This is a genomic window from Vibrio syngnathi (assembly GCF_002119525.1).
Classification (GTDB): domain Bacteria; phylum Pseudomonadota; class Gammaproteobacteria; order Enterobacterales; family Vibrionaceae; genus Vibrio; species Vibrio syngnathi.
Genome location: NZ_CP017916.1, coordinates 2,401,208 through 2,423,694, shown reverse-complemented (window position 1 = coordinate 2,423,694; position 22,487 = coordinate 2,401,208). Strand labels below are relative to the sequence as shown.

Sequence of the window (22,487 nt, the reverse complement as noted above, 5' to 3'; positions counted from 1 at the left end):
GTCGAAGCCAACTGAGTGGCTTCTTATTGTGTAACGTTGAGCTTTCTTTGTATTTTGGCAACGAGCTTCGCTGCCAGTCAATATACTTATTGCAACGATAAGAAGCGTTCGCGCTGTATCATTAGTTGGTCGATTCGAGCGTCATAACGTGCTTGTTTTAGGCTGCCTAGTTCCGCTATTTGGCTCGCCTGCGTGTAGTACTGAATCGCTTTGTTCCAGTTGGCTTGCAGTGCCAAAATCTCTGCCCTAGCAGACAGTTCTTCATCGCTGTTGCCAAGATTTGTATTTGCCTTTGAAAGCAGGTACCACCCATTGGTGTCGTTCGGGTTATCGTGCGTGTAACGTTGCAATACGCGAACGGCTTCCTGTAGGTCTTCATTTTCAATCAGTGCATTGGCGTAGTTAATGGTTAGAACTGAGTTGTTTGGTTGACGCTCAAGTGCTGACTTCAATTCTTTAATCGCAATCTCAGGCTTTTTCTGTTCAATGTGCAGGTCTGAAATAGCATCCAGATAAAACAAGTTGGTTGGATCGCTATTCATCAGTTTGGTCAGAATCGGTTCTGCTTTATCCAGTTTTTTTGAATCTAGGTAAACCAGTGCTTGTCCATATTCTAATGATGGAACCAAGGCTTTGGGGGCTTTCTTCAGCTTGCGCTCAAACCAATCAAGAGCTGCATCATTATTAATACCCGCATAGCGTGCAACAATCCGGGCTCTAGCTAAATGGTAATCCAGTGATGGAGCCAGCTTTAGTGGTGTATAGCTACGAGCACGAGCGCGTGAGTCTGTGATTCGGTCTTCAGGCAACGGGTGAGTTAATAGCATTGGTGGCGGTGTGCTCGCATAGCGGTATTCATCAGCTAAGCGGCCAAAGAAACGTGGCATAGCGTTTACATCGAATCCTGCTTTTGCAAGCGTGTTGATACCAAAGCGGTCGGCTTCTTTTTCATTACTTCGGGTGTAGTTTATTTGGCTTTGCATGTTACCAGCAGATGTTGCAGTGATAGCTGCGATACCGGCTTCTGGTGCTGCAATCGCTAATAATACAGAAGCGGCTAGTGCTGCGATGGTTGCAGGAGAGCGGCGAGCTTGATCTTCCATGCTACGGGCTAAGTGACGTTGGGTAACGTGCGCGATTTCGTGCGCTAATACAGAAGCCAATTCACTTTCAGACTGTGCATGCAGGAACAAACCTGAGTGCAAAGCAACATAGCCACCAAAGAAAGCAAAGGCGTTGATGTTGCGGTCGCGGATCATAAAGAACTGGAAAGGTGTCTTTACATCATTTGCGTTAGCGACAAGGCGATGACCAAGTGTATCAATATACTGGTTTAGAACAGGGTCGTTTACGATAGGCTGGCTGCTTCTGATGATGCGCATGTAGGCATCACCATAGATAAGCTCTTGATCGATAGTGAGTGTGCCGCCAGCAGCGGTGCCGATATCGGGTAGCTCCAAACCATTGGTATTTGCCAACGTTGGGGTGCTTAATGTAGCTGCGATGCATAAGCAAGCAATTGAGCGAGCGCGTTTAAACATATAGTCAGTAATACTCCGTTTCTTCTGACAGTAAGACAAGTGCAATGCAAATTGGTTCTCTATCTGATGTAACCTTTGCCGAGTACGTGCGCTATCATGAAGGAAGGTGAATGAATGATGGCGCGTTTTCAAAAACAGATTACAATACGACCCTTATAATAAGCATCGAGCTCAAGAATGACACCTAATATTCTAGATTTACGCCAAGAGCGCTGTCCAGTGGCACTATTATTAGCCAAGCGTCACAGTGTAAAGTTAGAAGTAGGGCAATCATTGTCAATTTATGTCTCTGATAATAGCTCGATGAAAGATATTGTTACTTTTTTGTCTCTGCAAGCCTATGACGTCATCACTGAGGTTTGCTCTAATTACTATCATCTCCTCGTCACTAAAAAGGAATTGCAGTCAGATGCTTGAAATGGTCAATCGTTGGTATAAACGACGTTTCTCTGATCCCCATGCTGTCAGCTTGGTTGCCATCATTCTCTTTGGCTTTATTACGATCTACTTCTTTGGTCACCTTATTGCCCCACTTTTGGTTGCAATCGTTTTGGCTTATTTACTTGAGTGGCCGGTTACCCAGCTTCAACGACTGGGTGTGCCAAGAACGCCCTCGGTGATGTTGGTGATCATGATGTTCTTCAGCGTGATGCTATTGGCGTTGTTTGGCCTAGTACCAACGATTTGGGAGCAAGTGGGGAACCTCATTAATGATATCCCGAGCATGTACGGAAGCCTGCAAAAGTTTATTGCGACCATTCCCGACCGTTACCCAGAATTAGCTAACTTACAGATTGTTGAATCCGTCATGTCGAATGCGAAGAACAAAGCATTAGGTTTTGGTGAAAGCGTTGTGAAGGGTTCTTTAGCTTCTCTTGTTAGTTTGGCTACGCTTGCTGTTTACCTGATTCTTGTACCGCTGCTGATTTTCTTCTTACTAAAGGATAAAGAAGAGATGATCAGTATGGCCAGTGGCGTTCTGCCTAAGAACCGTCGTCTAGCAGCCAAGGTTTGGGTTGAGATGAACCAGCAAATCTCAAACTACATTCGCGGTAAGGTGCTCGAGATTTTGATCGTCGGTGGTGTCAGCTACGTAACTTTTGCGATTCTGGATTTACGTTATTCAGCACTGTTGGCTGTCGCGGTTGGTTTCTCGGTATTGATTCCATATATCGGCGCGGCGGCTGTGACGGTTCCTGTCGCGATTGTCGGTTTGTTCCAGTGGGGGTTAGAACCTCAGTTTTACTGGCTGCTGCTGGCGTACGGCATTATCCAAGCGCTAGATGGTAACGTGTTGGTACCGGTTCTGTTCTCTGAAGCGGTAAACCTGCACCCAGTAGCGATTATTGTTGCAGTGTTAGTATTTGGCGGACTGTGGGGATTCTGGGGCGTGTTCTTTGCAATCCCTCTAGCCACGTTGGTGAAAGCGGTTTGGAATGCCTTACCGAGTCATGCTCTTGACGATGACCCTGAACATCAATCGTAATTGAACGCGCTATTAATTTGAATAAGTGAAAAAGGCCGAATATCCATGATATTCGGCCTTTTTGCATTTGGCTTAGTAGTGAGTAGTGTATTTAGATTCGCTAGGTGCGAATTTAGAGAATCAACTCACTAAAATCGACATTAAGCTTCTGGGTTGAAGTAATCTAAAACCACTTCGTGGTGAGTCTTGGTTTTGAACTTGTTGAAGACGTGTTCAATCTGACCTTCTTCATCAATTAGGAAGCTAATACGGTGAAGACCATCGTACACTTTACCCATAAATTTCTTCTCGCCCCAAACGCCAAACTGTTCAGCAACGCTGTGGTCTTCATCAGATAGTAGTGTGAAGTTTAGAGATTTCTTCTCGACGAAATTTGGTAGGCGTTTGACTGGGTCAACACTCACACCTAGAACAACCACATTCAGGTCATCAAGCTGTGCTTTGATATCACGGAGGCCTTCAGCTTGCACAATACAACCTGGAGTCATTGCTTTTGGGTAAAAATAGAAAAGGACTTTTTTACCTTTGAAGTCACCAAGAGATACGATATTGCCATCTTGATCTGGAAGAGAAAAAGCAGGTGCTGGAACACCAGCCGTTAGCGTATTCATGATATTTCCTTTTTAAAAACTGTTTTTGATAAAGTTGAGCGAGCCTTGTACGGATAGGCTCTGACACAGCGCGTCGAATTCTTCTTGTAGCTGCATCAAATTACATTCTGATTGCACAGAAGCGGTAATAGAGATATGGAATTGGTCGTTGTCGAGCTGAACTTTAGATTTATTGATGGTTCGCGCACTTAACGAATCAAGCCCGATGTTTCGGTCTGCGAAGAACTGGGTAAACTGCTCGGTAAGGCCGATTTTATCGTCTGACTCAACGAACACCTCTACTGTGTAAGAGTTCTCAATCACATCATGAGTTGAGGTTCGCTTCATAATCGTAATCAAGTCGTGCTCTTGTCCAAGTAAGGGCAGGGTGGTTTCAACGCGGGTGATGTTGTTTGCCTTTCCAGACAGTAGCATGATAAGCGTAAATTCTTCGCCAAATAGAGCGATACGGCTATCAATAATGTTACAGCCTGATTGGGTGACTAAGTGAACCACTTGGTTGCATACACCTGGGCGATCAGTGCCCACAGCTGTGATTACTAGATGTTGAGTCATAAAATCACGTCTCTTATATTCCATTGATTCATGCATGTTAGCACAGTTAGCTAGAGGAATAAGTGTGTGGTTGGGGCTTTTATGAGGCACTTTGCTTCAAATATGTAACAAGTAATAGGAATATTTAGAGTGTTTAAAATTCAAAGAGTGGTGTGAGAGCATTGCTTACTTGTTACTGACATCGAGTGCTGAGCTATTCGCTAGATTGAGTGTAAGTTACCCAAATTCTAGGTCGAACGCGGTTATAAGTCGTTTTACCTCAAACATACGACAATATTTACTGCAGATGTTGCTGGTAAGCCACTTTAATGTCTTGTGTTTATTGATTGGCTTACAGTAACATGCAAAAAGAATAAATTAAGGGAGATAGACATGTTTTCAGGAAGTATCGTTGCGCTAGTTACACCATTTAATGCAGATGGTGAAGTGGATTTCGACAGCCTTAAAAAGTTAGTTGATCACCATGTTGCAGCAGGTAGTGATGGTCTGGTTGCGGTTGGCACAACTGGTGAGTCTTCAACACTCACTATTGAAGAGCATGTCAAAGTCGTCAATAAGGTCGTTGAATTTGCTGATGGCCGTATTCCTGTTATCGCTGGTACGGGTGCAAACGCAACTCACGAATCTGTACTTTTCAGCCGTTTGCTCAATGGTTCTGGTATTGCTGGTTGCCTGAGCGTAACGCCGTACTACAACAAACCGACTCAAGAAGGTTTGTACCAACATTACAAAGCAATTGCTAAAGTCAGTGACGTTCCACAGATCCTTTACAATGTACCTGGTCGCACTGCGGTAGACTTGTTGCCAGAAACGGTTGCTCGCCTTGCCGAGATCGAAAACATCGTTGCACTGAAAGATGCGACTGGTGATCTCGAAAGAATTGCAATTCACCGTGAACTTTGTGGCGAAGACTTTATCTTACTAAGTGGTGATGACTTAACTGGTCTTGAATTTGTTAAGCGTGGTGGCGATGGCGTGATCTCTGTAACGAACAATGTTGCAGCTGCTGATATGGCGACTATGTTCAAGCTAGCAAAAGAAGGCAAGTTTGAAGAAGCTGAAGCGATCAATGAGCGTTTGATGCCACTACATAAGAATTTGTTCGTTGAGTCTAACCCTATTCCCGTAAAATGGGCGGTTCACAAAATGGGTCTGATTGCTGAAGGTGGCTTACGTCTACCACTGACTGAACTGTCAAAACCAGCTCAACCTGTTGTTGCTCAAGCAATGACTGAAGCGTGCATTTACTAAAAACGTATAAAGCAATGCCGAAGCGAACCTTCGGCATTTAGGAGTATAAATGAAGTATTCTCACCAGCTAGTGATCGGTTCACTGGCTGTTTTCGTTCTTACAGCATGTTCTGGCAGCCCGACTCAACGTCGCCAAGCCAAAGATGATTTTGAATACTTAGAAACACCTGAGTTTTCACAATGGCAATTGCCTGAAGATGCTCAGCCTCAGTTCTACCCAAACTTTGATATCCCAAGCGGTGAATTCGGTGGTGGTACCGGTCGTCAAGTGGATATTCGTCCTCCTCAACAGGTTCTTGAACTGATCCCTGGCGCTCGTACTGAGCGTCAAAATGGTGAAGTGACGTTATGGCTCCTTCGTGCTGAAGAGGCTGACCGAGTATGGCAAACGGCTGCAGATATGCTGACCCAGCGTAATATCGGCATTCGTGAACAGTCAGAAAATGACATTGAGACTGATTGGGTTACGTGGGTTTCTGAAGATGAAGAAGTCGAGATTGGCAGTCGTTATTCTATCTCTCGTTTCCAAGCGAACAACCGCTATGGTTTCAAGATTAACTTGATAGATTGGCGTGAAGGCTCTGAAGAGAAGCCTGTATCGGCAACCAATAAAGAGCGTTACAACGCGTTCTTAACGAACCTAGTGATGGCGAGATACGATGCAGATCTTCGTGCTGAAGCTGCAGTGAAAGCACAAGAGTTGGTGAAACGTATTCCTATCTCAATGGGAACTGACCGCAGTGGTTTCCCTGTGATCATTGCTCGTACACCATACAACGTATTGTGGCAACGACTACCTACTTTGCTACCTACGATGGGCTTCGAACTTGAAGAGCGTAATCAGTCTCAAGGTACAGTGAAAGCTAAGTATGCAGCGCCAGATGATGAATTCTGGGAAGAGATTGGCCTACAGCCTATTGACTTAGCGCCAGGTACTTACACCTTCTTGTTTGGTGATCTTGGTAACCGTACATCGATTAACGTAACGGATGCAACAGGTAAGCCTGTAGAAGAAGAGCTACTTAAGTCGATGGTACCGGTATTGGCACACGTTGCTGACCAAACCAAAGATAAGAAAGAAGCAAAAGCTGAATAAGCACTGAGCTAATTTTGATAATTAAAAAGAGGACATACATTGTCCTCTTTTTTTATGTTTATTAGTTAGCGTTTATGTGCCAGTTGTCTTATCTATTTTCTAACTAGGGATAACAGCGTACCTGACTGGTTGGCGCTAGCGTATCAAGAGCATTAGGTTAAATGTCTTTGCTGTCCGTAGGCTCATCTTTTTGAGCTTTCTCTTGGTTCTGTTTATCCAATTGATTGAGTTTGTCTAAGTCTTTCTCTGTTTTGTTACGACCCGTCAGATCCATATTAGCGGTCTGTTTGAGCGCAGCAATATTACCCACCACAACGCTAACTACGATTATGATGATAACCCAAGGGTTTGTAAGCCACTCTAACATAAGCGCTCCTAATGACTGATATTCGCCACGAAGCGCGCATAGATTGCGTCTAGCTGCTCCATAATAATCTCATACCCTAATATTGGCTTAGATTGGAGTTGCTTGCCAAGTAAAGTGGGAGATAACTGTGATAAACACAACTGCGAAACTTTACGGTGGCTTATATGCCAAGGTTCTATCGCCACACCACCAAGGTCTTGGCTGTAAGGAAAGAAGAATCCAAACTGAGATGCATTGGCAGACAGCCATTGGTAAAATGCTTGCTGGTGACCAGTGAGGTATTCCCATGGTTCCAGTTGTAGCTGAGTACCTTCAGGTAAGTGGTTACGAGCAAAGACATCAAAGTCACAACCCCAATGGTGACGACTCGCTCCGGGAAGCGCAGACCACCTCAGGATCGCCGACAACTTTTGCTGTTCACTGAGTGTTGAAGCATCCAGTGGTTGGCTTTCTGAATCTAATATCGGTGCTTCACCAGAAAACTTGCGGTTCCAAATCAGAGATTGCCTTTCATAGTCGCGAAAGCCACTGGCAATCTCCATTTTAAAGCCAGCGAGTTGAGCAGCTTCAATCAAATCGTTTAGGTCATCTTTGACTTCACTGTGAACCAAGAAGGTTTTGCTGCCAATGAGGCTAGGTTCTAGATGAGAATCTGATTGTCCGGTTAGCTGCTCTGGTGTCATAACGCGTCTCTCAATAATTAGATGCTATGAATCGCTGATGATAAACTACTTAGCGAACAGGTTCACTAATGTTCTTTCGTACATGTCAGTTAGTTTCTCTAAGTCAGCCACTTTCACGCATTCGTTAACCTTGTGAATGGTTGCATTAACCGGACCTAGTTCTACGACTTGCCCTTTCATGCGCGCAATAAAGCGTCCGTCAGATGTACCACCTGTGGTCAGTAAGGCTGGTTTTACGTCGTTAACGTGACCAACGGCATCAACAATAGCATCAAGCAACGAGCCAGCGTCTGTTAAGAACGGGTCGCCATTGAATGTCCATTTCAAATCGTATTCGAAATCGTACTTGTCGAGTGTGTTTGTGATTCGTTCAACGATGATGTCGTTGTTTAACTCTGTGCTAAAGCGAAGATTAAACTGAACATTAAATTCACCAGGAATGACGTTTGATGCGCCCGTGCCCGCACTCACATTTGGGATCTGGAAGCTGGTCGGTGGGAAGTAGTCATTACCTTTATCCCACTCGGTTGTAGCCAATTCATTGATAGCAAGTAGAGAGCTGTGTACCGGGTTGTTCGCAAGGTGAGGGTAGGCTACATGACCTTGTGTACCTTTAATCGCTAGGTCGCCAGTGATAGAACCACGACGGCCGTTCTTCACGACATCACCAACGAACTCAGTGCTTGATGGTTCGCCAACAATACACATGTCGATGTTCTCACCGCGCGCCATAAGCGCTTCCACAACACGTACTGTCCCGTTGATGAACGGGCCTTCTTCATCTGAAGTGATAAGGAAACCGATTGATCCTGTGTGGTCTGGGTGCTTGGCAATGAATTGTTCCACAGCCACAATCATTGAAGCTAAAGAGCCTTTCATGTCTGCCGCGCCGCGACCGTGTAGGAAACCATCTACAATAGTCGGTTCAAATGGCTTAGTGTTCCATTGCTCGATTGGGCCAGCAGGTACAACATCAGTGTGGCCTGCAAAAGCAAACAGAGGCGCCTCTGTACCACGGCGAGCCCAGAAGTTCGTTGTATCTTCAAATACCATGACCTCAATTTCAAAACCTAGCGCTTTTAAGCGTTCAATCATTAGGTCTTGGCAGCCTGCGTCTTCTGGTGTTACTGATTGGCGGCTAATGAGGTCTTTTGCCAGAGCCAAAGTTGGGCTATCTGTCATCCTTGAATTCCTTGTTTAAATAAAACGTCTAATCATTAATTGTGAGCGCTGAATCGGGGAGGTTCAACGCTTTTTTACTGAATTTTATGCGGCTGATTAAGCAAAAATAGCGGCATATTGATCCGCTTTAAATCCGATGTGAAGCTTACCCTCTACTTTTAATATTGGGCGCTTGATCATTGCTGGTTGCTCAACAAGCAGAGTGACGGCTTTGTCTTCCGTTAATGTATCTTTCTGTTCTTGTGAAAGTTGGCGATAAGTCGTACCACGTTTGTTCAATACAAGTTCCCAGCCAAGCTCTGAACAGAAGGTCGTAACCAACTCTTCAGTGATGCCTTGTTTGCGATAATCGTGAAATTCGAACTCAATACCTTCAGCTTCAAGCCATTTCTTTGCTTTTTTAATGGTGTCGCAGTTCGGAATGCCAAACATAGTGATAGTCATTGTTCTTCCTTTGGGTGATTTTATTTCGTTGTTATGAGTTGAATCCTATCAGGAAGCTGCAATTCAGACAAAATAGAGTGAGGAATATTTCATAGAGTGAAAAAAAACAGTAAGAAAATGTCACTATTGGAGACTTATTGATCAGCCTCAACATGTTGTCAGCAAAAAAAGAAATAATTGAGTTGCACATATATAGGAGGTGTCAATGGAGTTGAGTCCTGTTTTTGCAAGGCGGCTATATTTAGCATTGTTAGTGGAAAGCCTTGATAGGCCAAATGTGCCTAAACTCATCGAAAAAACGGGGTGGCCTCGTCGTACTATTCAAGATGTACTCAAGGCGTTACCGGGGATCGGTATTGAACTTATGTTTGTTCAAGATGGGCGACGTCACAATGATGGCTATTACCAATTATCCGACTGGGGGCCATTTGATAGTCAATGGGTTATCGAACGTAAAGGCGATATAGCAACAAGCCTTGGATTTAGTGCATAAGCCAGCGAAAGCTGGCTTTCTTTTGGGCGTCGTAAAATCAAAGTATATCGAGATGTCGATGCGCTAATTTATTTGCTTATATAAGTAGCAGTACCAGTGATCTTCGCTGCTTGTGACTTCCTCTTGGTACCCGGACTGATTGATATCAATCAGAGTGTGGGGTTAATTCATTTGTTCTTGGTCAGCTTCGTTGCGAGAAACTGTAGTTGATATTGCGTATCCCCAAAGTACACCACTCATCTTTAAAGCAATCCATTCCTTGTTCATCCGCTTATCTTGTAATTTCATAAAATAAATCACAAGAACTAAGCTAGCTTACTCAGAGCACGACCTAAGATATTTCAGTGTCATGATTGAGTTATCCCTGCAACTTGAACTCTGTCATATCTTTAGAACTACAGTTTGACACCCAATGAATCAGAACGAATGTTCTGGTTAAACTCTAGAGCGTAGCCAATATCAGTTGACCACAGTATAAGCCCGATCTCAGATAATAAGTTATTTCGAACAAAGTGAAATAAGTCGGTGAATACTAACTATTATATAACAAGTACTGTATTTTTCTTATAAGGTAAATAAAAATGAAAATCGCAATTTTATCTAGAAATCCAAAGTTGTACTCCACAAGTCGCTTAGTAGAGGCTGGCGTTGAACGAGGGCATATTGTTGATGTGATTGATACGCTGCATTGTTATATGGATATTACGAGTAGTCGACCTACGGTTCGTTACAAAGGTAATGAGCTTCCTCTTTATGATGCTGTGATTCCTCGTATTGGATCTTCTATTACTTTTTACGGTACAGCAGTAGCGAGACAGTTTGAGATGATGGGTACTTTTAATGTGAATGAATCTGTAGCGATCAGTCGTTCCCGTGACAAATTACGATCTTTGCAGCTTTTGTCCCGTAAAGGAATAGGCTTACCAAGAACGGGTTTTGCGAGTAAACCGGACAATATTAAAGATTTAATCAAGAATGTAGGCGGGGCACCTCTCGTCATTAAATTGTTAGAAGGCACGCAGGGTATTGGTGTAGTTTTAGCTGATACTGCAAAAGCTGCAGAAAGTATTATTGAAGCTTTTATGGGGCTCAAAGCTAACATACTCGTTCAAGAATACATAAAAGAGTCTGGAGGAGCTGATATTCGTTGTCTTGTCATTGGAGGTCGAGTTGTCGCGGCTATGAAGCGACAGGCGGTTGAGGGGGAATTCCGCTCTAACCTGCATCGCGGAGGTTCAGCGGAAATTATTCGTTTAACTAAAGAGGAGCGAGAGACGGCAGTAAACGCTGCAAAAATTATGGGATTAAATTTCTGTGGAGTGGATCTGCTGCGATCCAATAGTGGTCCAATGGTAATGGAAGTTAACTCATCTCCTGGTTTAGAAGGTATAGAAAGAGCTACCAACTTAGATGTAGCAGGTAAGCTTTATGATTTTATTGATAAAAAGGCAAAATTAAATGCTAATAAGACACGAGGGCAGGGATAATTATTATGTCTGATTTATGTATTGGTACCCATTGTGTGTTGCCTGGCGAACGAATGAAAATAGCGCTTCCTGTAGCAAAATTATACACCGATGGAGAAGTTTCTTTACCCGTCTATATCATGAGAGCGAAGCTAGATGGGCCAACTATCTTTGTTAGTGCTGCGGTTCATGGCGATGAGTTAAATGGCATCGAAATCGTTCACAGAATTATCAATATGAAACGTTTTAAAGTGCTTCGTGGGTCGATTATTTTTGTTCCAATGGTGAATGTTCATGGAGTTATACATCAAAGCCGATATTTACCTGATCGCCGAGATCTAAACCGCAGCTTCCCAGGCTCTCCTAAAGGTTCACTGGCTGCGAGAGTTGCGAATATCTTTAGGACTGAGATTATTGAAAAATGTCAGTATGGAATAGATTTGCATACTGGTGCGATTCATCGAACTAATTTACCTCAGATTCGAGCAAATGTAGAAGACGAGATAACTGCGGAATTAGCGAACGCTTTTGGTGCTCCTCTAGTGCTGCATTCGAAAGAGATTGATGGTTCATTACGTGATTGTGCAACTCACTCAAACACGAAGGTCTTGGTTTTCGAGGGAGGCGAGGCACTGCGTTTTGATGAAGCATCTATTCGAATGGGAACAAGAGGGGTCATACGTGTTTTACGGCACTTAAATATGATTAGTAAAGGCAGGCGTCCACAGCGGGATGTACCTGAACCTGTGATTGCCCGAGGTAGCCAATGGGTACGAGGAAGCGCCAGTGGAATTGTTAAACACAAATATCAGTTGGGTGATTACGTCAAGAGAGGAGATCAATTAGCTACGATCAGTAGTGCTTATGGAGAAGAATTAGCTGTAATTATTGCGCCTCGCACGGGGGTTATTATTGGGAAACAAAATATCCCCTTGATTCAAGAGGGAGAAGCTATGTACCACATTGCTTATTTTGATGAAGATGAAGAAGTAATTGCGCAGCAAATAGATAAGCTATCTGAGGATGTTGCTTCAAGAGAAATTAAAGATGATTTGTGATGTTCGTTGACAAAAAATTAATGTTCTTAGTAATTCACGAGAAAAGGTACTAAATCAATTCATCATTAGCATTCGATGGTTTAAGTTTATAGGAAGTTACTAATATGTTTGAAAAATCGATCTCTTGGTTAGAGATGACCCTTTTTACTTTCAACGAGCAACCAGTAACATTATGGGCATTACTTGCCGTTCCAATTTGGGTAATAACAAGTTTTTGGATTTCAAAGTTAGTTATAAAGGCAATTAAGTCTAAGTTAACAGCATCAGGGAAAGATCCCAATATTGTTCATTTGATTGAACGTGTGTTATTTGTTTTGGCAATTTTTATTATATTTATCACCACGTTATCGATGCTTAATATTCCCATTGCTGCATTTGCATTTCTTTCAGGAGCCATTGCCATAGGATTTGGGTTTGGAGCGCAAAATATTATCAATAACTTTATTAGTGGTTGGATACTTATTGGCGAAAAACCAATACGTATAGGTGACTTTCTTGAGGTAGAAGGAGCAAAAGGAACGGTAGAGCAAATTAATACTCGCTCTACTCGTATTAGACGTGTAGATGGTGTTCATATGTTGATTCCTAACAGTATATTACTGGAAAATACGGTAATTAATTGGACTTTACGGGACAAGCTAATAAGAGGTACGGTTTCTGTGGGGGTTGCTTATGGCAGTGATGTTAGGTTAGTAGAGAAATTGATGCGTAATATTACAGAAAGTCACCCTCAGGTACTCCCAACATTTGAAATAGGTGTTTTCTTCCAAGATTTTGGTGACAATGCACTCATGTTTGAAGTTTTTTTTTGGGTTAATTCACAAGTGGAAGGGGGCGTTAGACTAGTAACGAGCGACATTCGTTTTGAGATAGATTCCGCCTTTAAAGAAAATGGGGTAACCATAGCTTACCCGCAACGTGATATCCATCTTGATGGTGCTATAAAAATCATACGTGAATCAAAATAAAAAACTATAATTAATACAGTTAATGCTAATTGATCAACTGTATTAAAAGTGTCAGTATGCTTATTTATTGACAAGCAGTAAGTCGCATGGTGGATTTGCCATTAATGTATCAACAGTACTTCCTGACCAATAGCGAGACAGTGCAGTACGTTTGCAAGCACCCAAGACTAAAATAGAAGCTCCCATGGATTTGACAATATCAGGCAGCCCCTCTTCGGGGTTCGACTTTATAAACCGAAGTGGTAAAAGAGCATGTTTGTTTAATTCAAGAAAGTTGGTAATCGACTGTTTTTGATGTGCCAATATCTCTTTAGAGTATCGATATAAGTAGGGAGCAACATACTGACAATACACGAGAGAAATCTTTGCGTTCAATCGTTTTTGTAACTCTAAGCTTCGGGAAATAATCTCTTTATCTATTTCTGCATTTTTATCGCTGCGGTGAAGTGGATCTATAGCAGAAGCAACTTTCAAAGGTTGTTGCCACTTTATATCGGTGAGCAGCAATATATCATGTCCTTGGCTAAACAGTTCTCTAAGTAACTGGAATGCGATTATTCCTTTGGAATAATCAATAAGGAAAATATTAGTACTATTTTTCTGTTCTTTAATAAATTTATGCTCCCAACTATTCCCCGTTAGTAGATTAAAGTTGACTTCCATCATAGGTAGTTCTAGCTCTGAGTGAATATCCTCTATTATTTCTAATATCGAATTACACCATTGTACGAAAAAATCATCGTATCGAGCACTGCTTTCTTTAGGTTTAATTAGAAAATCTAAGAAAGTATGCTCTTCACTACGGCGATAATCTTCCGCGTAGATGTTTAAGGAATGACTGGATGCTTGTGCAAAACAAACCGCCTTTCTCAAGACTCGTCTAGATGGTTTAGAGCAAACCTTTGTTAGTAAATTACTTGAATTCATATCAAAATCCTTTTAATAAGAAGTTACGATAACTCAATGTATAATATTGATTCAAGATGTTAAATTGATTTAGTCAAGGTTTTGGTAATGTTGTGCATCTGTGGTTTTTTGTTGGGGTTAGCGGTCCAAGATGGGCGACGTCATAATGATGGCTATTACCAGTTATCCGACTGGGGTCCATTTGACAGTCAATGGGTTATCCAGCGTAAAGGCGATATAGCAACAAGCCTTGGATTTAGTGCATAAGCCAGCGAAAGCTGGCTTTCTTTTTTGCAGTAGAAGTAGAAGTAGAAGTAGAAGTAGAAATCGAAATAGAAGAGGTAGCCTCTCGCTCATTTGAGCGCTGAGCTATCTAACTATGTTTCTACCTACTTACACAGATAGGCAGTGCCCAACATAGTCACGGAAGTGGAAAAGTCTTGGGGAAGTGTAAATATCACGGTATCTGCACCTAACTCAATCGTATTTGACTTGAGCTCATTCATCGCGCCCTGAATCAAGGTGTCATTTGGGTAAAACAGGTAACTATACCAATGGCCCTCGCTGCCAGTGACTTCCCCTTTATACTTACATTTATCGATATTAATCACGCCATGGTAATCCATTTGCACGTTGGCAGCTTCGCTATGAGGCGTTGATGTCGGTGTCGTGCAACCGAGTAACACGCTACTCATAGCTAAAGCGATTAATTCCTTTTTCATACGCTTATCCTGTTATTTCATCAAATAAATCGCGAAACCTATCCAGCTTGCGAACAATAATAACCACGGCAATTTACTGGCGTGATTTGATGTTGTTTCATTATTCGAGTCGACATTCTGTTCTTGGTCTTGGTTCGCTTGTAGAGTCTGCTTCTCTTTTTGTACGCGCTTTTTAGCTTTATCGGCTTGGCGGCCACGTTCTTTCTGCTGCTTTTTATAGAGTGCGATGCCTTTCTCGATACCTTGAGCTATCAACTTGGTTTGTTCTTTGGTTTGAGCTGGCTTTTGCGTCGCTTTGGCTATCTTCAGTGCTTCTTGTTGAGATTCAACAGATGGTGTATTAGTTTTCTTTTTCATACTGAGTTCGATAATTAAAACGGATTAACCAATAAGATAACGCAAACCTAGTTAAGTATGAATGATTTGCGTTAAAGTGTTGGTTTGAAAATAAGTGAAAGTGAGAGTTGTGCGGTACTCCATAGAACAATACGACAAGCACGGCTTTTTAAAAGCCCCAATCCTATTATGGTTAGGTTGGCTATTTTTGGCGAAAGCTTTGGTCGTTTTCATTGTTGCAGGTGCAAGCCGAGAGTCGGGCACTGATATCCTCGAAATCATCTATCCAGATCATCAAATGTTTTATGTTGGGATTGCATTGAGTATTCCGAGCTTGTTACTCATGTGGTTGTTTGGACTCAGATCACCAGATAGAAAGCGCCTTAATAAAGTGGTTTCATGGGGACGTTGGGTTACCATGATGGCTATCTTGGCACAGGGCTCCCACACAATTTATTTAATCTATTTGGATAACGGATGGTTCCGTTGGTCAAATGCTATCACTCTATTATTGCTCCTCTGGTTAGCGCTTTATTTAACCAATAGTCATGCCGCTAGGGATTGCTTTAAAGTGGTTGAGCTCGAAGACTGATTCTCATCAAAACATTTGTACCATTCACAATTATACTTAGAAGCTAAAACTGGAAGGAATAATCTATGCTTAATGTTTCAAATGAGCAGCCTAACGTTCAAAGTGCTATTTTGCCTGAAGCTGGGCCTTTCGCTCTTTACGTTCAACTTAAAGTGAACGCTAACGCTGCTAACGTATTAGCGGAAATTCAAAAGCTTCCGACTCTAATCGACGAGCTTAACCAAACTCAACCAGATGCGAACTTAACGGCGTCGGTTGCGTTCTCAAAGGCTTTTTGGGATAAGTTCGAGCAAGCTGCTCCCTCTGACTTAATTGATTTTCCTGCGCTTGGTGAAGGTGATATCACGGCACCGAGCACACTGTCTGATGTTCTGATTCACTGTCATTCAAACCGACATGACCTGCACTTCTTCATCCTACGCAAATTGCTAGCTGAAGTCGCAGCAGACGTTGAAGTGGTTGATGAAACTTACGGTTACCGCTTCTTAGATTCTCGTGACATGACCGATTTCGTTGATGGCACTGAAAACCCGAAAGACGCACAGCGCGCTGAAGTCGCGATTGTTCCTGAAGGTGAATTTGCTGGTGGTAGTTATGTTATGGTGCAGCGTTTTGTGCACAACCTACCAGCTTGGAATCGATTGAATGTGTCAGCACAAGAGAAAGTGGTTGGTCGTACTAAACCTGATTCTATCGAGCTAGATGATGTGCCAGCAGCGTCTCACGTTGGCCGTGTCGATATCAAAGAAGAAGGCAAGGGCCTTAAAATTGTTCGTCACAGCTTACCTTACGGCACAGCAACAGGCGATCACGGCTTACTGTTCATCGCTTACTGTAATGTTCGCCATAACTTCGATGCGATGTTAGAGAGCATGTACGGCGCAACCGATGGTAAAACAGACCAACTGCTTCGCTTTACTAGAGCAGTGACAGGCGCTTACTACTTTGCGCCTTCGGCTGATATGTTGAGTGCATTAACGATTAAGTAAATCGCCTCATCAGCAATAAAGAAAGGGAGCCTAGAGGCTCCTTTTTCTATTAAAGCTCTATATGAATTGGTCGATACAAGAGTAATCGTGAGTTTTATTCATTTTTTTGCAAGTGAAGGTCTATGGCTATAACAGTTAATACGAATGTCTCGGCGTTAGTGGCTCAGAGGAATATCTCTAATGCTAATAACATGCTGAACCAATCTTTGGAGCGCTTAGCTTCAGGGAGTCGTATTAATAGTGCTAAAGATGACGCGGCTGGTTTACAAATTTCGAATCGATTAGAAACTCAGATGAGTGGTATTGATGTTGCCGTTCGAAATGCTAACGACGGTATTTCCATTATGCAGACTGCAGAAGGGGCGATGAACGAAACCACCAATATCATGCAACGTATGCGAGATCTGTCACTGCAAGCGACTAATGGTTCGAATAGCCAATCGGAAAGGGCAGCTATTCAAGAAGAAGTCACCGCCTTAAATGATGAGTTGAATCGAATTGCTGAAACGACTTCGTTTGGCGGTAAAAAACTCCTTAACGGTAGTTTTGGTAGTTCGTCATTTCAAATTGGTGGCAGTTCTGGCGAAGCGGTGCAGGTAGGTTTGAAAAACATGCGCACCGATGATATCAACATGGGCGGCTTTAGCTATGTCGCCAATGGCATGGCAAATGACACGTGGGAAGTTAAATCCAACCAGGCAGATATGACGATGGCGTTTACCGATCGTTTTGGTCAGCCACAAGAGATCACGATTAACGCGAAAACGGGCGATGATATCGAAGAGTTGGCGACTTACATTAATGGTCAAACGGATCTCGTGTCCGCTTCAGTGAATGATGAGGGGCAGCTTCAGATCTACATGTCAGGCGAAGACACGGCAGGCACGATCTCTTTCTCAGGCTCATTAGCCAGTGAGCTTTCGATGTCGGCGGGTTATTACGAGTCAGTCGATGATATTAATGTCACTGATGTTGGGGGAGCACAGCGAGCCGTCTCTATTTTGGATACGGCGATGAAATATGTGGATAGTCACCGTTCTGAATTAGGGGCAATGCAAAATCGCTTTGACCATGCCATTAATAATCTGGAAAATGTTCATGAGAACCTAGGGGCATCAAACAGTCGAATCAAAGATACAGACTACGCCAAAGAAACCACTCAAATGCTCAAGCAACAAATACTACAGCAAGTCAGTACCACTATTTTAGCTCAAGCTAAGCAAGCACCAAACCTAGCCTTAACGCTGTTAGGCTAATAAATCAGGCCTAATCTTATAAAGGTATTCTCGGTTAACTAAAGCCCTTTGGTTAATTAAAACACAACATTTACCCCGGCTGACTTTTCGACAACTTTAGCGTTTTTCTCATCTTTTTTTGATAACTTCACTGCCAGTCACGCTTTCTTATGCTTTCTCGCTATTTCTTTAATTTTGTTGTTTTTTTTCTAAAGGTTTCAGCATTCACGCCGTTATTAAAAGTAACTTAGAGATAACTACTTGGTTTTCCGAGACGTCGGAAGCCGCTATACCGGAAAATCAATTGGAGAAATCACCATGGCAGTGAATGTAAATACCAACGTTTCAGCAATGACAGCACAACGTTACCTAAACAGTGCAAACAGCGCTCAACAAACATCAATGGAACGCCTATCTTCAGGCTCTAAAATCAACAGTGCAAAAGATGACGCTGCTGGTCTACAAATCTCGAACCGTTTGAATGTTCAGAGTCGCGGTCTTGATGTTGCTGTACGTAACGCGAACGATGGTATCTCTATCGCTCAAACGGCAGAAGGTGCGATGAATGAAACATCAAACATTCTACAACGTATGCGTGACTTGTCTCTGCAATCAACAAACGGTTCAAATACCAAATCTGATCGTGTAGCAATTCAAGAAGAAGTAACGGCGCTTAACGATGAACTAAATCGTATCGCTGAAACTACATCTTTTGGTGGTAACAAGCTGCTTAACGGTACTCACGGTACTAAATCATTCCAAATTGGTGCGGATAATGGTGAGGCAGTAATGCTTCAGCTGAAAGACATGCGTTCTGATAACGACCAAATGGGCGGCAACAGCTACCAATTTACAGAAGCTAAAGGTAAAGATTGGGGTGTAACAGCTGGTGCTAATGACTTAACCATGTCATTAAAAGATAGCTTCGGTGACCAACGAGAAATCAACATCTCTGCTAAAGCAGGCGATGATATTGAAGAGCTAGCGACTTACATTAACGGTCAACAAGACCTTGTGAAAGCGTCAATTGATGAAGAAGGTAAACTGCAAATCTTCGCTGGTAACAATAAAGTTGATGGGGAAATTGCATTTTCTGGTGCTTTATCAGATGAACTAGGCATGACAGCAGGTGCTAAACCTGAAGACCCAAAAACGCTAGAGGCTAAGCAAGTTACGGTTGATACTATCGACGTAACCTCTGTTGGTGGTGCTCAAGAATCTGTAGCTGTTATCGATGCGGCACTTAAATATGTAGATAGCCACCGTTCTGAGCTTGGTGCTTTCCAAAACCGTTTCGACCACGCAATTAACAACTTAGATAACATCAACGAAAACGTTAATGCATCTAAGAGCCGTATCAAAGATACCGATTTCGCGAAAGAAACGACTAATATGACTAAGTCTCAGATTCTTTCACAGGCTTCAAGTTCAATTCTTGCGCAAGCGAAGCAAGCTCCAAACTCAGCACTTAGCCTACTAGGTTAATCGGTTGAAAGGCCACGTTGACTTTAAGCGTTGTTGATCACAAGCGTCAACGTTAGGCTTCCACAAATTAGCTCGTGGTGAGAGATGAGCGCTAAACAGACCCAGCTTCGGCTGGGTTTTTTATTGCCTGTTATTTAGCGAAGGTGAATTTGGAAAAGTGCCGTAATGCTGAAAGTAGCAAAAGCGCGATTCCCTATCATGCTCGTCCCTCACTGTAGGGAATGACGGGTTAACTATAAGTCGACAAGTCCACATGCCGTCATCCCAGAATCGAGTAGAACGAGATATCAGGGATCTCTTTTGGTGGCTACTTGATTCGAATTAGATGTCAGGGCTTTTGTTGTGGTCGAAAGTCATCTCTCGTGATTTAACATGTGGGAACAGCGCCTAGAATAGCGTTTAACACGGTTTAATAACAAAGCAGAGTGGTTGGTTGGCAATCAAGGATTGGTAATGCTGTGGTTCGTTGAGGGATTATTTACAACAAGGTGAGGAGCGGTAACAAGAACCGTTGTTCAAGGAACTCGATAAATATAGTAGGCACAAAAAACGCCACCCTTAGGTAGCGTTTTAATTAAAGCAGATAAGTAATCGGGATTACTTAGTTACTTTAAGAACTGGAGTTTCGCCAACAGTTACAGAACCAGAAAGCTTGTTCAGCTCCTTGATTTCGTCCATGTTAGAGATAACAACTGGAGTAAGCGTAGACTTCGCTTTCTCTTCTAGAAGCGCTAGATCAAAAGTGATGATAGTGTCACCAGCTTTAACAGATTGACCTTCTTCAGCTACACGAGTGAAGCCTTCGCCTTTAAGTTCAACAGTATCGATACCGAAGTGAACGAAAAGCTCAATACCGTCGTCAGACTCAATAGAGAATGCGTGGTTAGTTTCGAAGATCTTACCGATAGTACCGTTAACTGGAGCTACCATTTTATCGCCAGCTGGTTTGATAGCGATGCCATCACCAACGATTTTTTCAGCGAAAACTACATCTGGCACGTCTTCGATATTTACGATTTCACCAGAAAGAGGTGCGATGATTTCGATTGCACCAGCATTAGCGCTGTCATCAGATACAAGCTTTTTCAGTTTGTCAAACAGACCCATTGTGTCATGCTCCTAACGTTTAGTTTTATTCTGTAGAATATACTATACCAATCTAACAAATTAGACGACTATTTTTAGCCGTCTAACTTCATTAAGCTCTTGGTGATTACTGAGTTTTCTCAGCGATGAACTTTTCTACACAAGCTTCAATTTCTGCAGCTGTAGGTAGAGATAGTGCTTCGTCAGCCATAGCTTTAACTTCAGCGAAGTTAGAGTTACGGATTACTTTCTTAACTTTAGGGATAGAGATACCGCTCATAGAGAACTCATCTAGACCCATACCAAGAAGAAGTAGAGTTGCACGCTCATCACCTGCTAGTTCGCCACACATACCTGTCCATTTACCTTCTTTGTGAGAAGCATCGATTACTTGCTTGATAACAAGAAGAACCGCTGGAGATAGTGGGTTGTATAGGTGAGAAATCATTTCGTTACCACGGTCTACCGCAAGAGTATATTGCGTTAGGTCGTTAGTACCGATAGAGAAGAAAGATACTTCTTTCGCTAGGTGGTGTGCGATTGCAGCAGCTGCTGGAGTCTCAACCATTACGCCGATTTCGATTTCTTCATCGAAAGCTAGGCCTTCAGCGCGAAGTTCAACTTTGTACTCTTCGATTGCTTTTTTCAGTTCACGGATCTCTTCAACAGAAATGATCATTGGGAACATGATACGTAGCTTACCGTGTGCAGATGCACGAAGAATGCCGCGTAGTTGGTCACGTAGGATTTCACGACGATCCAAGCTGATACGTACTGCACGCCAGCCTAGGAACGGGTTCATCTCTTGTGGAAGGTCCATGTATGGAAGATCTTTATCGCCACCGATATCCATTGTACGGATAATCACTGACTCACCGTGCATTGCTTCGGCTACTTCTTTGTAAGCAACGTATTGCTCTTCTTCAGTAGGAAGTGCAGTACGGTCCATGAATAGGAATTCAGTACGGTACAGACCAACGCCTTCACCGCCGTTACGCAGGATACCGTCACAGTCTTTAACTGTACCGATGTTGCCGCAAACTTCTACTTGATGGTTATCAAGTGTGATAGCTGGTAGGTCTTTAAGTTTTGCTAGTTCAGCCGCTTCTGCTTCGAAATCAGATTTGATTTTCTTAGCTTCTGCTAATTCAGCGTCAGAAGGGTTGATGATGATCTTGTTGTTCATCGCGTCTAGCACAAGCATGTCGCCGTTCTTAACTTGCTTAGTGATATCGTTAGTACCAACGATAGCTGGAAGCTCAAGTGAACGTGCCATGATTGAAGTATGAGATGTACGACCGCCGATGTCACAAGCAAAACCAAGAACGTAGTCTAGGTTGATTTGTGCCGTTTCAGATGGCGTTAAATCGTAAGCAACTAGGATAACTTCTTCATTGATATCTGCTAGAGATACAATGTTGATGCCTAGTGCGTTTTTAACGAAGCGAGTACCGATATCACGGATATCAGTCGCACGTTCTTTTAGGTACTCATCATCAAGTGACTCAAGTGCAACAGCTTGCTCTTCGATCACTGTGTAGATCGCGTTGTCTGCGTGCATTTTGTCTTTCTTGATGAGTGCTAAAATCTCTTCTTCTAGCTCTTCATCTTCAAGCAGCATGATGTGGCCTTCAAAGATTGCTTCTTTTTCTTCGCCAAAAGTTTCAAGTGCTTTTTGCTTTACAACTTCAAGTTGTTGAGAAGATTTGTTACGAGCGTCAAAAAAACGCTGAACTTCTGCTTCAACTTGATCGTCTGAGATAGATTGAGTGTTTAGGACAATTTCATCTTCTTGAAGTAGTAGTGCTTTACCGAAAGCAATACCAGGAGATGCTAGGATGCCTGAAATCATAGCCTTACCTTAGTTGTTCAACTGTAAACGGGAGAATGTGTGACTTTAAGTCGTCGACTAATGTCGCGCTTATTGCTATCTAT

25 protein-coding genes and 1 pseudogene are annotated in these 22,487 nt (G+C 42.7%); 13 read left to right on the top strand and 13 right to left on the bottom strand.

Annotation, left to right across the window (positions count from 1 at the left end):
- Window positions 1-86: 86 nt before the first annotated feature.
- Window positions 87-1,541 carry a beta-barrel assembly-enhancing protease gene (bepA, locus tag K08M4_RS11030; RefSeq protein ID WP_086049892.1) on the bottom strand — a complete coding sequence of 485 codons (1,455 nt, stop codon included), beginning with the start codon at window positions 1,539-1,541 and terminating at the stop codon, window positions 87-89.
- 177 nt (window positions 1,542-1,718) lie between these two features.
- Here bepA and K08M4_RS11025 point away from each other — a divergent pair, with 177 nt between their 5' ends.
- Together K08M4_RS11025 and K08M4_RS11020 are read left to right on the top strand one after the other, a co-directional pair.
- Window positions 1,719-1,958, top strand: coding sequence for a sulfurtransferase TusA family protein (locus K08M4_RS11025; RefSeq protein WP_086049891.1), 240 nt, complete (start codon window positions 1,719-1,721; stop codon window positions 1,956-1,958).
- Window positions 1,951-3,027: an AI-2E family transporter gene (locus tag K08M4_RS11020; protein ID WP_086049890.1), complete on the top strand. Its 1,077-nt coding sequence runs from the start codon at window positions 1,951-1,953 to the stop codon at window positions 3,025-3,027. The genes K08M4_RS11025 and K08M4_RS11020 overlap by 8 nt, the downstream gene beginning before the upstream one ends.
- 140 nt (window positions 3,028-3,167) lie before the next feature.
- Here the strand turns inward: K08M4_RS11020 and bcp are convergent, their stop codons facing one another.
- Window positions 3,168-3,638, bottom strand: coding sequence for a thioredoxin-dependent thiol peroxidase (bcp, locus tag K08M4_RS11015; RefSeq protein WP_017079430.1), 471 nt, complete (start codon window positions 3,636-3,638; stop codon window positions 3,168-3,170).
- Window positions 3,639-3,650: 12 nt separating this feature from the next.
- Window positions 3,651-4,193, bottom strand: a complete 543-nt coding sequence (locus tag K08M4_RS11010) for a glycine cleavage system transcriptional repressor (RefSeq protein ID WP_017079431.1) — start codon at window positions 4,191-4,193, stop codon at window positions 3,651-3,653.
- A 372-nt stretch (window positions 4,194-4,565) separates the two neighbouring features.
- On the opposite strand from K08M4_RS11010, the gene dapA reads away from it, so the two are divergent.
- Both dapA and bamC read left to right on the top strand, forming a co-directional pair.
- Window positions 4,566-5,444 carry a 4-hydroxy-tetrahydrodipicolinate synthase gene (dapA, locus tag K08M4_RS11005; protein WP_086049889.1) on the top strand — a complete coding sequence of 293 codons (879 nt, stop codon included), beginning with the start codon at window positions 4,566-4,568 and terminating at the stop codon, window positions 5,442-5,444.
- 49 nt (window positions 5,445-5,493) lie between these two features.
- Window positions 5,494-6,540, top strand: a complete 1,047-nt coding sequence (bamC, locus tag K08M4_RS11000) for an outer membrane protein assembly factor BamC (protein ID WP_086049888.1) — start codon at window positions 5,494-5,496, stop codon at window positions 6,538-6,540.
- Window positions 6,541-6,697: 157 nt separating this feature from the next.
- On the opposite strand, the gene K08M4_RS10995 is transcribed toward bamC, so the two are convergent.
- The 4 genes from K08M4_RS10995 to K08M4_RS10980 form a co-directional block, all read right to left on the bottom strand.
- Window positions 6,698-6,907 (bottom strand): DUF2897 family protein, encoded by a 210-nt coding sequence (locus tag K08M4_RS10995; protein WP_086049887.1) that lies wholly within the window; start codon window positions 6,905-6,907, stop codon window positions 6,698-6,700.
- A gap of 8 nt (window positions 6,908-6,915) precedes the next feature.
- Window positions 6,916-7,590, bottom strand: coding sequence for a M15 family metallopeptidase (locus K08M4_RS10990; protein ID WP_086049886.1), 675 nt, complete (start codon window positions 7,588-7,590; stop codon window positions 6,916-6,918).
- A gap of 45 nt (window positions 7,591-7,635) precedes the next feature.
- Window positions 7,636-8,772 carry a succinyl-diaminopimelate desuccinylase gene (dapE, locus tag K08M4_RS10985; RefSeq protein WP_086049885.1) on the bottom strand — a complete coding sequence of 379 codons (1,137 nt, stop codon included), beginning with the start codon at window positions 8,770-8,772 and terminating at the stop codon, window positions 7,636-7,638.
- Between the two features lie 96 nt (window positions 8,773-8,868).
- Window positions 8,869-9,216 carry an ArsC family reductase gene (locus K08M4_RS10980; protein ID WP_086049884.1) on the bottom strand — a complete coding sequence of 116 codons (348 nt, stop codon included), beginning with the start codon at window positions 9,214-9,216 and terminating at the stop codon, window positions 8,869-8,871.
- 205 nt (window positions 9,217-9,421) lie between these two features.
- Between K08M4_RS10980 and K08M4_RS10975 the strand changes: the two genes are divergently transcribed.
- Entirely contained in the window at window positions 9,422-9,709 is a 288-nt protein-coding gene (locus K08M4_RS10975; protein ID WP_029223467.1) for a winged helix-turn-helix domain-containing protein, read from the top strand.
- Between the two features lie 162 nt (window positions 9,710-9,871).
- On the opposite strand, the gene K08M4_RS22415 is transcribed toward K08M4_RS10975, so the two are convergent.
- Window positions 9,872-9,997: a hypothetical protein gene (locus K08M4_RS22415; RefSeq protein ID WP_257789241.1), complete on the bottom strand. Its 126-nt coding sequence runs from the start codon at window positions 9,995-9,997 to the stop codon at window positions 9,872-9,874.
- Between the two features lie 293 nt (window positions 9,998-10,290).
- On the opposite strand from K08M4_RS22415, the gene rimK reads away from it, so the two are divergent.
- From rimK to K08M4_RS10960, 3 genes are all read left to right on the top strand, one after another.
- Window positions 10,291-11,196 carry a 30S ribosomal protein S6--L-glutamate ligase gene (rimK, locus tag K08M4_RS10970; protein WP_086049883.1) on the top strand — a complete coding sequence of 302 codons (906 nt, stop codon included), beginning with the start codon at window positions 10,291-10,293 and terminating at the stop codon, window positions 11,194-11,196.
- Between the two features lie 5 nt (window positions 11,197-11,201).
- Window positions 11,202-12,233: a succinylglutamate desuccinylase/aspartoacylase family protein gene (locus K08M4_RS10965; RefSeq protein WP_086049882.1), complete on the top strand. Its 1,032-nt coding sequence runs from the start codon at window positions 11,202-11,204 to the stop codon at window positions 12,231-12,233.
- A 104-nt stretch (window positions 12,234-12,337) separates the two neighbouring features.
- Entirely contained in the window at window positions 12,338-13,201 is an 864-nt protein-coding gene (locus K08M4_RS10960; RefSeq protein ID WP_086049881.1) for a mechanosensitive ion channel family protein, read from the top strand.
- Between the two features lie 60 nt (window positions 13,202-13,261).
- On the opposite strand, the gene K08M4_RS10955 is transcribed toward K08M4_RS10960, so the two are convergent.
- Entirely contained in the window at window positions 13,262-14,128 is an 867-nt protein-coding gene (locus K08M4_RS10955) for a universal stress protein (protein WP_086049880.1), read from the bottom strand.
- A gap of 123 nt (window positions 14,129-14,251) precedes the next feature.
- Here K08M4_RS10955 and K08M4_RS10950 point away from each other — a divergent pair.
- A pseudogene (locus tag K08M4_RS10950) lies at window positions 14,252-14,374 on the top strand (helix-turn-helix domain-containing protein); the annotation flags it as partial.
- A gap of 122 nt (window positions 14,375-14,496) precedes the next feature.
- Here K08M4_RS10950 and K08M4_RS10945 read toward each other — a convergent pair.
- Together K08M4_RS10945 and K08M4_RS10940 are read right to left on the bottom strand one after the other, a co-directional pair.
- On the bottom strand, window positions 14,497-14,829 hold the full coding sequence (locus tag K08M4_RS10945; RefSeq protein WP_017093259.1) for a DUF4156 domain-containing protein: 333 nt from the start codon (window positions 14,827-14,829) through the stop codon (window positions 14,497-14,499).
- A 12-nt stretch (window positions 14,830-14,841) separates the two neighbouring features.
- Complete coding sequence (locus K08M4_RS10940; protein WP_054541672.1) at window positions 14,842-15,186, bottom strand: DUF2956 domain-containing protein; 345 nt, start codon at window positions 15,184-15,186, stop codon at window positions 14,842-14,844.
- A gap of 109 nt (window positions 15,187-15,295) precedes the next feature.
- On the opposite strand from K08M4_RS10940, the gene K08M4_RS10935 reads away from it, so the two are divergent.
- The 4 genes from K08M4_RS10935 to K08M4_RS10920 all read left to right on the top strand — a co-directional run bounded on the left by K08M4_RS10935 (window position 15,296) and on the right by K08M4_RS10920 (window position 19,466).
- Window positions 15,296-15,757, top strand: coding sequence for a DUF2919 domain-containing protein (locus K08M4_RS10935; RefSeq protein ID WP_086049878.1), 462 nt, complete (start codon window positions 15,296-15,298; stop codon window positions 15,755-15,757).
- Between the two features lie 65 nt (window positions 15,758-15,822).
- Window positions 15,823-16,746, top strand: coding sequence for a Dyp-type peroxidase (locus K08M4_RS10930; protein ID WP_086049877.1), 924 nt, complete (start codon window positions 15,823-15,825; stop codon window positions 16,744-16,746).
- A gap of 122 nt (window positions 16,747-16,868) precedes the next feature.
- A complete protein-coding gene (locus K08M4_RS10925; RefSeq protein ID WP_086049876.1) occupies window positions 16,869-18,002 on the top strand; it encodes a flagellin in 1,134 nt (377 codons plus the stop codon).
- A 297-nt stretch (window positions 18,003-18,299) separates the two neighbouring features.
- Complete coding sequence (locus tag K08M4_RS10920) at window positions 18,300-19,466, top strand: flagellin (RefSeq protein ID WP_086049875.1); 1,167 nt, start codon at window positions 18,300-18,302, stop codon at window positions 19,464-19,466.
- 597 nt (window positions 19,467-20,063) lie between these two features.
- Here K08M4_RS10920 and crr read toward each other — a convergent pair.
- Both crr and ptsI read right to left on the bottom strand, forming a co-directional pair.
- On the bottom strand, window positions 20,064-20,573 hold the full coding sequence (gene crr, locus K08M4_RS10915; protein ID WP_086049874.1) for a PTS glucose transporter subunit IIA: 510 nt from the start codon (window positions 20,571-20,573) through the stop codon (window positions 20,064-20,066).
- A gap of 106 nt (window positions 20,574-20,679) precedes the next feature.
- On the bottom strand, window positions 20,680-22,404 hold the full coding sequence (ptsI, locus tag K08M4_RS10910) for a phosphoenolpyruvate-protein phosphotransferase PtsI (protein ID WP_086049873.1): 1,725 nt from the start codon (window positions 22,402-22,404) through the stop codon (window positions 20,680-20,682).
- Window positions 22,405-22,487: the final 83 nt, after the last annotated feature.

Bases quoted from the DNA above. Each gene is read 5' to 3' on its own strand.
- bepA (WP_086049892.1), bottom strand. From the start codon at position 1,541: ATGTTTAAACGCGCTCGCTCAATTGCTTGCTTATGCATCGCAGCTACA.
- K08M4_RS11025 (WP_086049891.1), top strand. From the start codon at position 1,719: ATGACACCTAATATTCTAGATTTACGCCAAGAGCGCTGTCCAGTGGCA.
- K08M4_RS11020 (WP_086049890.1), top strand. From the start codon at position 1,951: ATGCTTGAAATGGTCAATCGTTGGTATAAACGACGTTTCTCTGATCCC.
- bcp (WP_017079430.1), bottom strand. From the start codon at position 3,638: ATGAATACGCTAACGGCTGGTGTTCCAGCACCTGCTTTTTCTCTTCCA.
- K08M4_RS11010 (WP_017079431.1), bottom strand. From the start codon at position 4,193: ATGACTCAACATCTAGTAATCACAGCTGTGGGCACTGATCGCCCAGGT.
- dapA (WP_086049889.1), top strand. From the start codon at position 4,566: ATGTTTTCAGGAAGTATCGTTGCGCTAGTTACACCATTTAATGCAGAT.
- bamC (WP_086049888.1), top strand. From the start codon at position 5,494: ATGAAGTATTCTCACCAGCTAGTGATCGGTTCACTGGCTGTTTTCGTT.
- K08M4_RS10995 (WP_086049887.1), bottom strand. From the start codon at position 6,907: ATGTTAGAGTGGCTTACAAACCCTTGGGTTATCATCATAATCGTAGTT.
- K08M4_RS10990 (WP_086049886.1), bottom strand. From the start codon at position 7,590: ATGACACCAGAGCAGCTAACCGGACAATCAGATTCTCATCTAGAACCT.
- dapE (WP_086049885.1), bottom strand. From the start codon at position 8,772: ATGACAGATAGCCCAACTTTGGCTCTGGCAAAAGACCTCATTAGCCGC.
- K08M4_RS10980 (WP_086049884.1), bottom strand. From the start codon at position 9,216: ATGACTATCACTATGTTTGGCATTCCGAACTGCGACACCATTAAAAAA.
- K08M4_RS10975 (WP_029223467.1), top strand. From the start codon at position 9,422: ATGGAGTTGAGTCCTGTTTTTGCAAGGCGGCTATATTTAGCATTGTTA.
- K08M4_RS22415 (WP_257789241.1), bottom strand. From the start codon at position 9,997: ATGAAATTACAAGATAAGCGGATGAACAAGGAATGGATTGCTTTAAAG.
- rimK (WP_086049883.1), top strand. From the start codon at position 10,291: ATGAAAATCGCAATTTTATCTAGAAATCCAAAGTTGTACTCCACAAGT.
- K08M4_RS10965 (WP_086049882.1), top strand. From the start codon at position 11,202: ATGTCTGATTTATGTATTGGTACCCATTGTGTGTTGCCTGGCGAACGA.
- K08M4_RS10960 (WP_086049881.1), top strand. From the start codon at position 12,338: ATGTTTGAAAAATCGATCTCTTGGTTAGAGATGACCCTTTTTACTTTC.
- K08M4_RS10955 (WP_086049880.1), bottom strand. From the start codon at position 14,128: ATGAATTCAAGTAATTTACTAACAAAGGTTTGCTCTAAACCATCTAGA.
- K08M4_RS10945 (WP_017093259.1), bottom strand. From the start codon at position 14,829: ATGAAAAAGGAATTAATCGCTTTAGCTATGAGTAGCGTGTTACTCGGT.
- K08M4_RS10940 (WP_054541672.1), bottom strand. From the start codon at position 15,186: ATGAAAAAGAAAACTAATACACCATCTGTTGAATCTCAACAAGAAGCA.
- K08M4_RS10930 (WP_086049877.1), top strand. From the start codon at position 15,823: ATGCTTAATGTTTCAAATGAGCAGCCTAACGTTCAAAGTGCTATTTTG.
- K08M4_RS10925 (WP_086049876.1), top strand. From the start codon at position 16,869: ATGGCTATAACAGTTAATACGAATGTCTCGGCGTTAGTGGCTCAGAGG.
- K08M4_RS10920 (WP_086049875.1), top strand. From the start codon at position 18,300: ATGGCAGTGAATGTAAATACCAACGTTTCAGCAATGACAGCACAACGT.
- crr (WP_086049874.1), bottom strand. From the start codon at position 20,573: ATGGGTCTGTTTGACAAACTGAAAAAGCTTGTATCTGATGACAGCGCT.
- ptsI (WP_086049873.1), bottom strand. From the start codon at position 22,404: ATGATTTCAGGCATCCTAGCATCTCCTGGTATTGCTTTCGGTAAAGCA.